This is a genomic window from Polynucleobacter sp. MWH-Adler-W8 (assembly GCF_001889925.1).
Classification (GTDB): Bacteria; Pseudomonadota; Gammaproteobacteria; order Burkholderiales; family Burkholderiaceae; genus Polynucleobacter.
The window spans coordinates 144,332-158,962 of sequence record NZ_LZFI01000006.1; the positions used below are offsets into that span (position 1 = coordinate 144,332).

The 14,631-nt window shown below is 45.7% G+C and carries 12 protein-coding genes; 9 read left to right on the top strand and 3 right to left on the bottom strand.

Translation table 11 applies throughout. From position 1 onward, the window contains the following. The first annotated feature begins 94 nt into the window (after window positions 1-94). The 5 genes from AOC28_RS08685 (at window position 95) to AOC28_RS08700 (ending at window position 4,055) form a co-directional block, all read left to right on the top strand. A complete protein-coding gene (locus AOC28_RS08685; protein WP_072583581.1) occupies window positions 95-337 on the top strand; it encodes a PbsX family transcriptional regulator in 243 nt (80 codons plus the stop codon). Beyond that, entirely contained in the window at window positions 337-678 is a 342-nt protein-coding gene (mazF, locus tag AOC28_RS08690; protein ID WP_072583582.1) for an endoribonuclease MazF, read from the top strand. The genes AOC28_RS08685 and mazF overlap by 1 nt, the downstream gene beginning before the upstream one ends. Window positions 679-692: 14 nt before the next feature. Beyond that, window positions 693-908 carry a hypothetical protein gene (locus AOC28_RS11310; protein WP_158009052.1) on the top strand — a complete coding sequence of 72 codons (216 nt, stop codon included), beginning with the start codon at window positions 693-695 and terminating at the stop codon, window positions 906-908. A gap of 41 nt (window positions 909-949) precedes the next feature. Further along, window positions 950-2,608 (top strand): L-aspartate oxidase, encoded by a 1,659-nt coding sequence (gene nadB, locus AOC28_RS08695; RefSeq protein WP_072583583.1) that lies wholly within the window; start codon window positions 950-952, stop codon window positions 2,606-2,608. Between the two features lie 67 nt (window positions 2,609-2,675). After that, window positions 2,676-4,055, top strand: coding sequence for a TAXI family TRAP transporter solute-binding subunit (locus tag AOC28_RS08700; RefSeq protein WP_072583584.1), 1,380 nt, complete (start codon window positions 2,676-2,678; stop codon window positions 4,053-4,055). A gap of 34 nt (window positions 4,056-4,089) precedes the next feature. Here the strand turns inward: AOC28_RS08700 and AOC28_RS08705 are convergent, their stop codons facing one another. Beyond that, on the bottom strand, window positions 4,090-4,284 hold the full coding sequence (locus AOC28_RS08705; RefSeq protein ID WP_072583585.1) for a hypothetical protein: 195 nt from the start codon (window positions 4,282-4,284) through the stop codon (window positions 4,090-4,092). A 171-nt stretch (window positions 4,285-4,455) separates the two neighbouring features. On the opposite strand from AOC28_RS08705, the gene AOC28_RS08710 reads away from it, so the two are divergent. Further along, window positions 4,456-4,833 carry a type II toxin-antitoxin system RelE/ParE family toxin gene (locus AOC28_RS08710; protein WP_072583586.1) on the top strand — a complete coding sequence of 126 codons (378 nt, stop codon included), beginning with the start codon at window positions 4,456-4,458 and terminating at the stop codon, window positions 4,831-4,833. After that, on the top strand, window positions 4,826-5,164 hold the full coding sequence (locus AOC28_RS08715; protein ID WP_072583587.1) for a transcriptional regulator: 339 nt from the start codon (window positions 4,826-4,828) through the stop codon (window positions 5,162-5,164). The genes AOC28_RS08710 and AOC28_RS08715 overlap by 8 nt, the downstream gene beginning before the upstream one ends. An 8-nt stretch (window positions 5,165-5,172) precedes the next feature. Here AOC28_RS08715 and nadC read toward each other — a convergent pair whose 3' ends face one another. Both nadC and nadA read right to left on the bottom strand, forming a co-directional pair. Continuing rightward, window positions 5,173-6,027, bottom strand: a complete 855-nt coding sequence (gene nadC, locus AOC28_RS08720; RefSeq protein ID WP_072583588.1) for a carboxylating nicotinate-nucleotide diphosphorylase — start codon at window positions 6,025-6,027, stop codon at window positions 5,173-5,175. A gap of 53 nt (window positions 6,028-6,080) precedes the next feature. Then, complete coding sequence (nadA, locus tag AOC28_RS08725; protein ID WP_072583589.1) at window positions 6,081-7,208, bottom strand: quinolinate synthase NadA; 1,128 nt, start codon at window positions 7,206-7,208, stop codon at window positions 6,081-6,083. A 101-nt stretch (window positions 7,209-7,309) separates the two neighbouring features. Here nadA and AOC28_RS08730 point away from each other — a divergent pair, with 101 nt between their 5' ends. Then, window positions 7,310-9,076, top strand: coding sequence for a ShlB/FhaC/HecB family hemolysin secretion/activation protein (locus tag AOC28_RS08730; RefSeq protein WP_158009053.1), 1,767 nt, complete (start codon window positions 7,310-7,312; stop codon window positions 9,074-9,076). A 1,056-nt stretch (window positions 9,077-10,132) separates the two neighbouring features. Continuing rightward, on the top strand, window positions 10,133-14,631 hold a 4,499-nt coding region (locus AOC28_RS11595; protein WP_158009054.1), incomplete at its 3' end, for a filamentous hemagglutinin N-terminal domain-containing protein.

Below are 14,631 nucleotides of genomic sequence, written 5' to 3' on the forward strand. Positions count from 1 at the left end.
CCCTAAAACCCCGTCCTGGTGGCGGGGTTTTTCTTTTTGACTTGCTTGAATTGGATGATGTAGATACAATGTAGACACATTTAGAGGGGCTCATATGCAAACAATTATTAAAAAGTGGGGTAACAGCCCAGCTTTGCGTTTAAATGCTGCGGTGATGAAGTCCGCCCAATTGAATATTGATCAACTTGTTTCTGTAAAAGTGCAAAAGGGTCGAATTGTGATTGAGCCAATGACTAAACAAGAGTATCCACTGGATGAGCTATTGTCCGGAATTACCGCTAAGAATTTGCATGGTGAGGCCGACTTTGGTGGGCCCGTTGGCAAAGAGCTTCTCTAATGGTTAGGGCTTATGTGCCAGAGGCTGGTGATGTAGTCTGGCTAGTGTTTGACCCTCAGGCGGGAAGAGAGCAGGCTGGTCGTCGACCTGCTGTTGTGTTGACCCCAGAGGGTTACAACAAAAAAACAAATTTATTGGTTTGCTGCCCATTAACAACCCAGATTAAAGGCTACCCCTTTGAGGTGTTGGTTGAGATCGATGGGGTGCAATCTGCTATCTTGTCTGACCAAGTGAAGTCTCTGGATTGGAAAATAAGAAAAGCAAAGTATAAAAATACAGTGAATCCAAGGACCCTCACTGAAGTAAGGGCTAAGGTGAAGTCTTTGCTCTCAATCGGTTAGGCAGCAAGTACCCAATGTTAGAGCGGAATTTATGTAGTTACGTGAAGACCATCACTGCTGAGAACGGTTATTCCAAGGAAGAGCAGGCTCAATTCTTGGCGCGATTGGAGCGTGCGTGCATAGATAATCCAGAGCTACCACCCACCTTTGTAGCTAACTGTCTTCTATCGCTTTCTGAGTCTAAGTTTGACGAATTGCTTCCTTTTGCGTCGTGCGACAAAGGAATTTAAAGGCAACCCCTATTTCTAATGCCAGTTAGAATGAACCCCCTATGGCCAGTTCCAAACCCTCCTTAAATACCACTGCAAACGCCGATCTTCCTGTCCTTATTATTGGGGCTGGATTAGCCGGCTTAACCGTTGCCCTCCATATGGCTGAATCTCAGCCAGTGATTTTGATGGCTAAACGGGGCTTAGGTGAAGCTGCTACAGCTTGGGCCCAGGGCGGTATTGTTGGCGTTGTCGACAAAGAGCATGACAGTATTGATTCTCATGTGGCCGATACTTTGGATGCGGGTGCCGGTCTCGTAGTGGAATCGACTGCACGCTATATCGCCGAAGAAAGCGCTGATGCAATTCGTTGGTTGGTAGAGCAGGGCGTTCCATTTACAGAAGATAAATCTGGCCCAATGGGTTTGCACTTAACGCGTGAGGGCGGACATAGCCATCGCCGGATTGCACATGCTGCCGATGCCACTGGTAAGGCTATTCATGAAGTACTGCTTGATAAAGCAAGAGCCCATAAAAATATTCAGATCTTGGAGCATTGGATTGCACTCGATCTCATTACCAATCGTCAACTGGATGCTAAGACGCAACGAACTAAACCCAATCGTTGTTATGGAGTGTATGCACTCGATATTAAAAATAATCGCGTAGAGACCATCGAAGCAAAGTCAGTAGTATTGGCTACAGGTGGCGTTGGTAAGGTCTATCGCTACACCAGCAACCCCGATACCGCTACCGGCGATGGCATTGCTATGGCTTGGCGAGCAGGATGCCGCGTGGGCAATATGGAATTCATTCAGTTTCATCCTACATGTTTGTATCACCCGAGCGATCGCACCTTCCTGATTACCGAAGCAATGCGCGGTGAGGGTGGTTTACTGAAGTTACCTGATGGCACGCGTTTTATGCCAGAGCATGATGACCGCAATGAATTAGCTCCACGTGACATTGTTGCTAGAGCTATCGACTTTGAAATGAAGAAGCACGGCTTAGACTATGTCCATCTAGATGCTACACATTTAGGCGAAGCATTTATTAAAGAACATTTCCCGATGATCTATGCGCGTTGCATGAGTCTCGGTTTAGATGTCACCAAGGAGCCTATTCCGGTGGTGCCTGCTGCGCATTACACCTGTGGTGGAGTAGTCACAGACCTCAAAGGACGCACAGACTTACCAGGACTTTATGCAGTTGGCGAAGCAACCTATACTGGCCTACACGGCGCCAATCGTTTGGCCAGTAACTCATTGTTGGAGTGCGTAGTTATTGGTAAGGCAGCAGCAGAAGACATATCCAATCTCAAGACACCAGCAATGCCTGCTCTTCCTTTATGGGATGAGAGCCAGGTTGAAGATGCCGATGAACAAGTCGTTATTGCCCACAACTGGGATGAGCTACGCTCCCTGATGTGGAATTACGTAGGCATCGTCAGAACCAATCGACGCTTGGAGCGAGCTCTACATCGCATTAAGCTGTTGCGCTACGAGGTGCAAGAGTATTACGCCAACTTCAAAGTAACGCGCGATTTAATTGAGCTCAGAAACCTCTTAGAGTGCGCAGAGCTCATTGTGCGTTCAGCCTTGATGCGAAGAGAAAGCCGTGGCCTTCATTACAGCCGCGACTACCCAGGCACCTGGGCTGTGTCATACCCAACCATTCTTACCCCTCAAGCAGAGGGTGCTGAGAGCGATTCAGCCACTTAAAAGCGCATTCCAAGCCCTTAAATCAGGGTTTTTGGTGATAAGCTAGCCCAATATCACGAGGAATGACATGGCCAGTTTTAAAGAAGAAGTCAGCGAACATATCTCTGCTGTTTACCAAACGGCAGCAGATGAAATCAAGAACTGGTTTAGCGCTTTACGAGAAGTCTGGCCACTTGTTTTCTTATTAATACTTGCGCTATCTATTCTGATTTGGTTTGCAAAGCCTGCACCACCCAATAAAGTATTAATGGCAACCGGTACCGGTGGCTCCTACAAAGTATTAGGTGAAAAATATAAGATCTATTTTGAGAAAAAGGGAATTAAGCTCGAACTGGTAGAGACCCATGGCTCAAAAGAAAATCTACAGCATTTAATTGATCGCAAGGATCCAATCCAAGCGGCCCTTGTTCAGGGTGGAATGATTGCAGTAGACAATCTCTCTGGTGTGGAATCCCTTGGTAGTGTTGACTATGAGCCAGTTTGGATGTTTTACCGAAAGAATGCCTTCAATGAAAGCATTCATGTATCTGATAGAGATATTGCCAAACTCAAAATCAATATTGGCCCGGTAGGGAGTGGAACACGTACGCAGGCTCTTGGCATATTTAAACTCAATGGCTTGAATGGTGATGCCCCTAATTTGCTCGGCCTTGGCAATGCCGAAGGTGTTCATGCCTTAGAACGTGGCGAAATTGATGCTGTGATCTTGGTGGATGGTTTTGATTCACCAAATGTGCAAAGTCTCATTAAAAATCCAGGCATTAAGTTAGCTTCATTTACGCGTGCAGACGCATATACCCGTTTATTACCGTATTTCGAGGAGGTATCAGTGCCTATGGGCGGCTTTGATCTCGGGAAAAATATCCCTGATCACCCTATACAGTTGATTTCGACTACGACCAATCTCTTAATTGATAACCGCCTCCACCCAGCAATCCAAGTTTTATTCCTCGAGGCTGCCCGAGAAATTAACGGTAACAAATCCTATTTTTCTAAGGCGGGAGAGTTTCCGGCCTATATGAATACTGAAGCGCCATTGAGTGATGAGGCAAAGTTCTTCTATGAAAAAGGCACCCCGACATTAATGAAGTATTTGCCATTTTGGCTCGCTGAGTTCTTGGAGCGCATGTTCTTCCTCTTGCTCCCCTTTGCTGCTTTTGCATATCCGATTATTAAGTCAATTCCAACATATAGAACCAACCTGGCTAAGAAGCAAATTAACTCGATTTATAAAGAGTTGGATAAATTTGAGCAGAACACGATTCAAACCTTTGACCCTAATCGTCGCAGTGAATATATTGAGGTGCTTAATGAGATGGAGCGCAGAATACTCAGATCAAAAGCAGCAAAGCTAGCCACTGCTGAATGCTATAGCCTGCGAAGCAATATTGAATTTATTCGCAACGCCCTGGAGAAGCAGTTGATTTACAAGGGTAGGGAAGGGTAATTTAGTGCGCTTGCTCGCAAGCGTAGTTAATGTATTAAATCTCAGGACACCCTGGCCCATTGGGTTCCAGGGTTGCATCTTGGGCTCTAGCTATATCGTCCAATACCCTTGCTATAAATTCAACATCTCCATTTGATTCCTCAATGCATGCTTGAAGATAGAGGGCCATCTCCTGGGGTGTGCGCAAATGTTCTGCCACATCATAGGGGCTTGTAGTTTTGTTTTTCATCTTCCCTCTTGCGTTGTAGATACCAGGCTTCTCACATGACGCGCATAGCTTGTGTGATTTAACTCTATAGATTTGCACGGAATTCTTCTATAAAAGCCGGTTACTTGCAACCCTAATTCATTGTCGGATACAATGTTATAGCACTGAGTGCTATATATTAAAATCTCGACTATGAAAATAGTCTTAAAAACAAAAACATTCGATCGTTGGGCAAGAAAAATTATTGGAGCTATAGAACTTTGTAATGCTGCTAGAGAGATAGAGCGAGGAGTTTATGAGGCTGACTTAGGTGGCGGGGTATGTAAAAAGAGAATCCCACTTCCAGGTCAGGGCAAAAGCGGGGGCATTCGCACTATTGTTGCCAAGAAAAATAAGGAAGCAATTATTTTTATCGTTGGCAGGGAAAAGAGTTATCCCGGCTCTGACTTTAGCAATGTGGAGCAAGAGGCGGCAACGATTATTGCTAAGTCATTCGAAAAGGCAGATAGAAATAGATTGCGGGTACTAGTTAGGGCTGGGATATTGAAGGAGCTAAATTGCAATGAGTAAAAAATTAAAATCTGAAGATAGAAGGGTGCTTGACGAGTTATTGGAAATGGCGCAGGCATTGGAGGAGCACGGTCTTTTAACTAAGCATGATTATGCAAAAATGAAGACCCTTTGCTTAGAAAAGCCACCTTTATTTACACCTAAAAAAGTGACGGATATACGCATTCATCAAGCAAGAATGAGTCAATCCATTTTTGCCTCAGTACTAAATGTAAGTGTCTCTACAGTACAAAAATGGGAGTCGACAGGTTCTGGAAAACACCCTAGTGGTGCCGCTGCCAAGCTACTTCAGCTAATTGAAACTAAGGGTATTCAAGTGCTATTGGTATAGCCAAATTGCTACAAAATGCGCATTGAGAAATCAACCGCATGTACATCCTTGGTGAGTTTTCCAAGAGAGATGCGGTCAACACCAGTGCTTGCAATGGCGCGCATTTGGTCTAGGTTGATACCACCAGAGGCTTCCAGTAAAGCACGCCCAGCAGTAATGGCAACAGCTTGCTTCATTTGATCGGTATTGAAGTTATCAATCAAAATGCTCTTGGCGCCTGCAGCTAAAGCCTCTTCTAATTCAGCAAAGTTTTCTACTTCAATCTGAATATCAACCCCGGAGTTCAGTGCTTGCGCATTCTTTAATGCAGCGGTAACGCTACCAGCAGCAGCAATATGATTTTCTTTGATGAGAATTCCATGCCAAAGAGCGAGACGTTGATTTTTTCCACCACCCACTAACACTGCATACTTCTGGGCCTGACGTAATCCAGGAACGGTTTTACGTGTATCTAATACCGCGCAGCCCTTTGGATTCGGACTAGCGCCGGCAATCGCATCAACGTGCTGGCGAGTAATACTAGCCGTCCAAGAAAGTGTTTGTAAGAAATTAATACAGGTGCGTTCTGCAGAAAGCAGTGCTTGTGAGTCAGCTTGAATATCGCAAACCTTGGTGTCAGGTTTCATCATGTCGCCCTCAAGGTAATGCCAGGTGACTTTTGCATTAGGGTCGAGCTTCTTGAGCGTGCCTTCGAACCAATCTACGCCACAAAGAACAGCTTCTTGGCGAACGATTAACTGAGCATTAACGGGTTTACTGGGGACAAGCTTTGCAGTCCAATCACCAGTGCCAATATCCTCCATGAGCGCATCATGAATATTACGTTGACGCGCTTGCTCTAGGGTTTCGTTGTATTCAAACATGGAGAATTCGGATCAATCCAAAGGAAAAAAGAAAAATAATGGAACTAATAATATTAGGCGGCGCCGATATTCTTGACAAAGCCATGTTGCGCTTTAGCTAGTAAGTCAGTGTGATTGGTTGTGAAATTGAGCATGCGCTCTATGCAACCTAGCGCTTCAACCCGAATGGGCTCATCGATAACAATTTCTCCAGAAGCATTTTCTAGGCAATCCAAAATACCCTGGAGACCATTCATGGCCATCCAGGGGCAGTGGGCACAGCTCTTGCAGGTAGCACTATTGCCAGCAGTGGGTGCTTCAATGAGTTTCTTGTTGGGCGCCAATTGACGCATGCGATGCAAGATGCCGTTGTCGGTGGCCACGATATATTCAGTAGCAGTGCCCTCAACCACGGCCTTGATCATGGCTGAAGTAGAGCCCACCACATCTGCCAGATCTACTACGGCTTGTGGCGATTCAGGATGAACCAAGATCATGGCATTCGGATGCGCTGCTTTCAGTATCTCCAGTTCAGCCGCCTTAAATTCATCATGAACAATACAAGCGCCATTCCATAGCAACATATCTGCACCAGTTTGTTCTTGAATGTATCTTCCAAGATGGCGATCGGGTGCCCACAAGATTTTCTTGCCTTCCACCTTGAGTCGATGAACGATTGCTAAAGCACAGGAGCTAGTGACCATCCAGTCGGCTTGTGCTTTTACAGCAGCAGAAGTATTTGCGTAAACAACGACAACACGATCTGGATGCGCTGCCCTAAAAGCAGCAAAGTCAGCAGCATCGCAACCTAAATCTAATGAGCAGGTAGCCTCTAAGTCGGGCATGAAGACGCGTTTCTCGGGGCTGAGAATCTTGGCAGACTCACCCATGAAGCGAACGCCAGCAACAATCAGATTCTTGGCGGGATGATTCTTGCCAAAGCGTGCCATCTCCAGAGAGTCGGCAACAAAGCCACCAGTCTCGATAGCTAGATCCTGGATATCACCGTCAACATAGTAGTGAGCCACTAAGGCGGCATCTTTCTCTACTAATAACTCCTTAATACGGGTAATGACAGCTGCTTTTTCAGGACCAGCTAGGTGGTGCGGTACTTTGGCCCAGGCTTGAGCTGTGCAGGTGATGCCAGCTGAGTCTTGCAGGGGGTAATCAAAGGCAATTGGGGCGCTAACAGTTGAATTCATACGAAATCTTAACCTGTATAGGCATTTTTCTGTAAAACGCTCTAAACCGTTAAAATCTCAGAACTTTTTGATATTTAATGCTGATATTCAGTACCCAAACTATGCACTCAAACCGTACTAAGACCTTCAAGCTATCCGCAATTGCTTTTCTGACGCTGCAGCTTGGCCTCGCATCTCTTGTAAATGCTCAAGTTGATGCGGGCGCATTACAGCGAGGTCTCGAGCAACAATTGCCATTACCTTCGCCGTTGGCATTGCCAGAGCCCGGTAAAGCGGCGCCAAGCGAGCCAAGCGCCAGCAAAGAAGGTGAATTGCGTTTTACGGTTAATTCATTTGTGCTGGAAGGAGTCAATATTCTTCCTGAAGCAGAAGTGCAGTTGGCAATTCGTTCTTGGGTAGGTGTGCCGGTGAGCTTTGATGATTTACAAAGAGCTTGCGATGCCATTCAGACCTTATACCGTAAGAAGGGTTATACGGTTCAAGCAATTTTGCCTCCCCAAAAAATTAAGGACGGGGTAGTTAAGATCCTGATTACCGAGGCAAAGCTTGGAAAAGTTGAAGTGGAGAATCCGCAGGGACCAACACGCTTTAGTAAAGAGCAAGCAGCGGCCTATATTACTTATGCCAACCCTTTGGGCAATCCGCTCAACATGGATGCAGTTGAGCGCGCCATCATCATCCTCAATGAAACTCCAGGGGTGATGGTTTCAAGTCAATTAGAGCCGGGCGAAAAAGATGGTGATACCAATCTGCGTTTGCAGCTGACTCAGCCCGATTTGGTTCAGGGTAGGGTAGAGGCCAATAACTACGGCAGTAGAACTACTGGCGCAAATCAAGGTGTATTTTCGATGAACCTGAACGGCGCATTGGGAATTGGTGACTCGGCATCAGTCAATGGAATTTTCTCCCAGGGGTCTCAATATGTGCAGGGCGCTATCTCGCTACCTGGCTCCAGAGATGGCTTAAGACTGGGTTTGGCAGGAACCTATTTGCAATATAAAAACGTCAGCAACTATTCGTCCACGGGCGGCGCTGGTGATGCATGGACTACTGGCGTCAGCGCAGCTTACCCGCTCATTCGTTCGCAAGGTGCCAACCTCAATACTAGCTTGAACTACGACATCAAGAGCTACAACAACCGCAATACGATTACTAATACAACCATCAGCGCTTACAACATTAATAATCTATCAGCAGGTTTATCCGGAAATTTTGTGGATGGCTTTGGATATGGGGCTGTTAGCAGTGGTTCAGTAACGGCAATTTTGGGTAACCTCAGCATCTTGGGAATCAGCATGTCGAACTACAGCATGTATGCTGTACCAGATACCACTCCAACGGTTTACCAGCCTATTACCCCCAGCAATTTCAGCAAGCTGACATTTTCTGGTAACCGCAACCAGCAATTGGTTGAAGACGGTACAACAACCCTGTATACCGCCTTATCTGGCCAATTTGCCTCTACCAACCTCAATTCTGCCGAGCAATTTTATTTAGGCGGCCCCTATGGCGTGCGCGCTTACCCAGTGGCGCAATCGGGCGGCGCTCAAGGCGGAATCTTCACAATGGAGTTGCGTCATGAGCTGATGCCTAAAGTAAACATATCGGCCTTCTTTGATGGTGGCGTGGTGCAGCAATACAAATTTACCTACCCAGGCTGGCAAGGCCTTACTAACGCCAACAATACCTATTCACTGATGGGTGCAGGTTTTGGAGCAAAGTGGGATTACGAGGGTTGGAATCTAGGAGCCATGGTTGCCTGGATGGTGGGTAAAAACCCCCTATATAGTCAATATGGCCAACCTGTGAATACCGATGGCAGCAAAACCCAACCAAGAGGCTGGATTACCGGCAGTTATAGCTTCTAATACAGCCAAAATACCCAATAAAAAATCACTTAGGGCGATAAACCTAAGTGATAGAGAACAGGACTCAAAAATTCCCGCAAATGAGGGTGGTTTTTGAGTCTTTTTTCTTGAAATTTTCGTACCAAATGTTGCCTAAAAAAACGGTATGTTTTTGCATCAAAATAACAAGCCAATTTCTTATTGGTAAATGCAAAAAATTGCCATGCTTAACCTTCAATTTGATGCACCTTACTAATAACGACTTCTTGAATGAACTTGGGACATCCGCTGGATTTCTAATGCAAGTTTCAAGGTAAATCACTCCAGTCAAAAACAACAAGAACCCAAGGAAGAAGTCTTACATTTTCAAAAATAGGCGGTGTAAGTCAAAATTCTGAGAATCTTTTTTCGATTCAGAATGCAAAAAAAAGATCTGGCTAATCACTGGATTGGTTTATCAAAATCGGGTGGGTGGTCAAAGATGAAAACTCTCAAGACAGCTCAAGCCGATTCTTTCTAGGCGGAAATCTTTTCCCAATTTGGGTGAAATTAGATGGATATTTTGGGGCAGATAAAACCCACTTAGTGAACTCAAAAAACACTTAAAAATAGCCAATAAAAATGACACAAAAATGGCACTTTTTAAATACACATTGAGTGAGAAGCAACATTCTTTTTTCTCGCTCAAATAGAGCCAGCTCCATTCCATTTTTCTACTGAAATAAACCCGCTTTATTTCTTCAATTGGACAAAAATACGAGCGTATTTTTTTAAAAATAATGCCCCTATATGGCCCTGATAACGGAATTGCCTCTTTGGCTCATAAAAGGGCGATTTCCTCTCAAAAGCGATATCTAGAGAATGGCTCTAAAACTGGGTCTTGATTTGACGGGGCTTCCAGGGCTTGACAACTTCAATATTTGCTCTCAAAAAATACTTTATTTAAAATAACGTCTGCGATGTTTTTTTATATGTACAAAGGGTTTAACGCAGATTCGTATAGATGAAAAACACACACCATTTGTAAAAAATATTTTGGTACTACTGAAAAAAATTCTCTCGCAAGGTAGCATTCATTTGCACACACAAATGTGCAAGGGAATTGCCTTGCTTGCGCGCACGCAAGCGGTTAAGAAATCACTCCAAAATACCGTCAAATCACCGACCCGAAAGATTGCAAAATTCTTCTCATCTCTTGAGATGTTTTCTTCGGTCGTTGCGGTTCAAAATATTACCCAAAATACGATTTGTATTTTTGATGCTTTCATACTCTTGGTCCAATCTTTCCAAGATCGTGTTTTGAAGAAGAAATTTGCTCGAGCGACCCTGTCTTCCAATTTCAAATTACAAAGCATCTCCAAAATCAAACCAAAAGCCATTTTGAGTTTTTTCGTTTTAATTGCATTCCAATGTGAATATGTGGTGGCCCAGCCACTCAATGCATTGCCAACCAACGGAAAGGTAGTGGCAGGTTCTGCATCGATTTCACAGACAACCAATACCATGACCATCAATCAAAGCACGCAACGTGCAGTGATTAATTGGGATAGCTTTAACATTGGTAAAAATGCCTCTGTAAACATCAATACTCCAGGTGCAAATTCAGCGACTTTGAATCGAGTTACTGGCACTAGCGCTTCTCAGATCGATGGAGCCCTCAAATCCAATGGCCAAATCGTCCTGGTGAACCAAAATGGCGTAGTTTTTGGTAGGGGTGCTCAGGTAGATGCTGCAGCCGTTACGGCCAGCACCATGAACATCGCTGATAAAGACTTTATGGACGGTAAATCCACCTATAACGGCAATGGAACCGGCAAAATCATCAATAAAGGCTCGATTCAGGCCAATGAGCCTGATGGCTTTATCGCTTTGCTGGCTCCAGAGGTCCAAAACCAGGGTTATGTCCTAGCCAGGGCGGGTGGCAGCATTGCCATGGCTGCTGGCGACCAAGTGACCCTGAATTTCCAGGGCAATCACAGTTTGGTTGGCGTTACGGTAGATAAGGCGACCCTGAAAGCCCTCATCGTCAATAAGCGGGTAGTTGAGGCTAATGGGGGCCTGATTGTCCTCGCCGCAGGAGCGGCTAACCAGCTGATGAGTTCAGTGGTAAAAAACACCGGCAAGATATCTGCCTCCTCCATGGTCAACAACGGTGGTGTCATTGAGCTGGTTGCCAATAATGTCACCCAGGCAGGCACAGTTGAGGCCAATAGCTCTGCAACTAATGGCAAAGGCGGTCAAGTCAATCTTGTCGCAAACGATATCAAGATCACTAAGAAATCCTCTACGACAGCAACTGGCACAGCTGGTGGCGGACAGGTGAATGTTGGTTTAGCGCAAACCCAAGCTTCTGGTGGTACGCAAGTCAATGCGCAAACGCCTAGTGCAAATACAGCACAACAAAATCAAGCAGTCGTTGCAAGTAATGCAGCACAAGCAGCGAACACAAAACAAATGGCAAACACTGTGACCGTGAAGCAGGGCGCTGTGATTGACGTGTCTGCAACTCAAAACGGTAATGCAGGATCTATCGCGATTTGGTCGCAAGTTAAAACGACTGTTGCTGGAACGCTCAAAGCAATTGGTGGTGCAATAAACGGCAATGGTGGTTTTGTTGAAACAAGCTCCAAAGGACAAGTAAACCTTGCGCCAAAATTGGTTGTTGATACCAGCGCTGTAAAAGGTAAATCTGGTTTGTGGTTCCTAGATCCAATTGATTTGATCATTGACGCATCTGCTGCAAATGTCATTTCACTTGCTCTTGCAAACAACAACGTCAGCATTGCTGTGAATGGCAATGTCTGCCCAAGCCTTGGTGGCTGTACGCAAGCGGGTAGTGGCAATCTTACGATTGCTAGTGGCGCAAATATTCTGAAGCAAGGTCTTACACAAACAACATTGACATTAACGTCATCTGGTATTTTTAATTTGAACGCTGACATTAGCGGACAAAATTTGAGCGTGATCATTAACAGTTCAATTGCATATCTGAACGTTGGCACAACAATCACGGCAACACAAGTGACGGTGCAGGCACAAAGTGTTTATGCAAACGGAAACATCAATGCAGTGAGCTCAACAACACTGGGTGCAGCGATTCAATTACTTGCACAAGCAATATACGTATCTGGTGGTTTAAATGTTGCAACGAACACCAATACAAACAGCAACACAAATACCAATACATCGGTGACGTATAACGGCAATGTTATTCGTAAGGAAGACTTACCTGCGTTCTTGACTGCACAAAATAACGCCACAACTGCGCTGGATGTTGTGTACTCAACAACTGCCGCTAATGATGCGACCATCAGCACCCCAAATACCGCCAATAATCAGACCAATGTGATCAATCTGACTGCCGTTAGGGAGATTAATCTCTACAGCACTGCAGAAATCAAGGCAAATGGCACTACCGGTGGCTATATCAACATGACTGCTCAAGCATTAAATGCTCAAAGCGGGTCTCTGATTCAGGCCAATGGCAACAATGGCCCCGGTGGCGTAATCACTCTGACAACTAGTGATGTACACCTCTCAGGAGCGATAAGCGCCAATGGCGCAAACGGTGGCTCTTTTGCGCTTTCTGCAAATAATGCCCAATTTGATGGCGGTGCCACTATTCAAACGAATGGTTCGAACGGGCCTGGAGGCACCATATCTATTGATGTTTCACAAGATTCAGTTATTGTCAATAGTGGTTTATACGCAAACGGTACAACGGACGGCGGCAGCATCCGAATCCTCTCTCGCGCAGGGAATTTAAGTCTCTTTGACTCATTGATTCAGACCAACGGCGGCAATGGTCGCGGCGGTAGCATTGGCATTTCAGCTTTCAATCAAACCATTCTCTCAGGTGCAACAGTAGAAGCGAGTGGCTTTATTCAAGGCGGAACAATCTTAATCGGCAATGATGCTAATAACAGCACATTGCCGTTTTCTATTTATACGAGCTTAGATGCATTAACTACTATTAATGCATCTCAAACCAACCTAAGTAATACGACCGCGGGTGGTTTAGTAGAAACCTCCGGCGCAACCCTTTCTATGCTCGCAAGTATTAATGCAGGTAGAGGGGGAATGTGGTTAATAGATCCATATACATACATCATTGGAAGTACTGAGGCTGGCTACATTAACACGGCTCTAAATGCTGGAACAGCCGTCACGATCAACGCTACAAATGCTGCAACAAGTGTTGGCTCAAACTCCATTTCAGGATCTGGCCCTACCAGCGCCATCGTTATTAATGGATTAATTAGCGCTTCAAGTGGAACAGCTGCGCTATCACTTACTGCAACAACGATCTATATCAATAACAACGTTACAACAATGGGTAGTCAGACCTACACTGGCAACGTTGTTCTTGGCATGCCATCTATCGTATTGCAAACAAGTAATGCAGGTGTAACGGTTACTGGCAGCATTACAACTCAGCCCACTGTTTTAGAGTTTTTGGGAAACAGTAGTTATCTCTTCAATGCAATTACTTACTCCGCCAGTTCCTCAGCCTCTTCGTTAGGCATGTTAGGTTCAATTTCTTGGAGCGGAACTAATTACACATTCACGCCTTCTAGCAGTCTGACATTGAGTTCTGTTTCCACACTTCTTGTGGCTGGTGGCGGATCTGGTGGCGCTGTCTCCAACGGTGGATATGAGGGTGGTGGTGGTGGTGGTGGTGGTGGTGTTGCATCTGGCACGATGCAGCTAACAGCTAACACCAATTATGTGGTTACTGTAGGAGCGGGGGGTATTAGTTCATTTAGCACTACAAATGCATGTTGCAATGGTGGCAATACAACTATTACTGGCGGCGCAACAATCACTGTATATGGCGGTGGTGCAGGTGGTGAAGGTAACGGTGGGGGCTCTTCAACAGGTATTTCAGGAGGATCGGGTGGCGGTGGAAATGGATATGGTGGTGCACATAATCCTGGTGGGGTTACTTCCTGCTCCGGGTGCCCATCTGGATTGACCTCGTACGGCTATAACGGAGGTACGGGTACGAATGGTGTTGGAGGAGGTAACGGCGGCGGCGGCGGAGCAACAGCGGTCGGCACTTCAGCAAATGGATCAACAGCTAGCAATGGTGGGGCAGGCCTTACAACTGATATCACTGGAAGCTCCGCTGTTTATGGTAGTGGGGGTGGTGCCGGTGCCGGTGATATCCCACACATGAACAATGGAAATCAGGGTAGCGGCGGCACCTATGCTGGTAATGGCGGTACTGGTGGTAATAATGGTAGCGGTGGAAGTGCAGGCGGCAATGCTGCCTCCAATTACGGTGGCGGTGGAGGCGGTGCGGGTGGCATGACGAATCAGTTTGGCGGTACTGGTGGATCTGGAATAGCCGTATTTAAATTTAGCACTACATCTGGCTTAACAATTACTACGGGCAGTGGTGCAGTCAGTCTTGCTGCGGTGACTGGCCTATCTAGTCTCACAATTAACTCAACCTCAAACGCAAGCCAGGTAACCGGAATTATTTCTGGATCGGGATCTGTGGCACTGAACTCTGCAAGTGGATATAACTCTGGAGTGCTTAATCTCTCTGGTGCTAATACCTATAGCGGTGG

Excerpts from the sequence above, each read along its gene's own strand:
- AOC28_RS08685 (WP_072583581.1), top strand. The coding sequence starts at position 95 with ATGCAAACAATTATTAAAAAGTGGGGTAACAGCCCAGCTTTGCGTTTA.
- mazF (WP_072583582.1), top strand. The coding sequence starts at position 337 with ATGGTTAGGGCTTATGTGCCAGAGGCTGGTGATGTAGTCTGGCTAGTG.
- AOC28_RS11310 (WP_158009052.1), top strand. The coding sequence starts at position 693 with ATGTTAGAGCGGAATTTATGTAGTTACGTGAAGACCATCACTGCTGAG.
- nadB (WP_072583583.1), top strand. The coding sequence starts at position 950 with ATGGCCAGTTCCAAACCCTCCTTAAATACCACTGCAAACGCCGATCTT.
- AOC28_RS08700 (WP_072583584.1), top strand. The coding sequence starts at position 2,676 with ATGGCCAGTTTTAAAGAAGAAGTCAGCGAACATATCTCTGCTGTTTAC.
- AOC28_RS08705 (WP_072583585.1), bottom strand. The coding sequence starts at position 4,284 with ATGAAAAACAAAACTACAAGCCCCTATGATGTGGCAGAACATTTGCGC.
- AOC28_RS08710 (WP_072583586.1), top strand. The coding sequence starts at position 4,456 with ATGAAAATAGTCTTAAAAACAAAAACATTCGATCGTTGGGCAAGAAAA.
- AOC28_RS08715 (WP_072583587.1), top strand. The coding sequence starts at position 4,826 with ATGAGTAAAAAATTAAAATCTGAAGATAGAAGGGTGCTTGACGAGTTA.
- nadC (WP_072583588.1), bottom strand. The coding sequence starts at position 6,027 with ATGTTTGAATACAACGAAACCCTAGAGCAAGCGCGTCAACGTAATATT.
- nadA (WP_072583589.1), bottom strand. The coding sequence starts at position 7,208 with ATGAATTCAACTGTTAGCGCCCCAATTGCCTTTGATTACCCCCTGCAA.
- AOC28_RS08730 (WP_158009053.1), top strand. The coding sequence starts at position 7,310 with ATGCACTCAAACCGTACTAAGACCTTCAAGCTATCCGCAATTGCTTTT.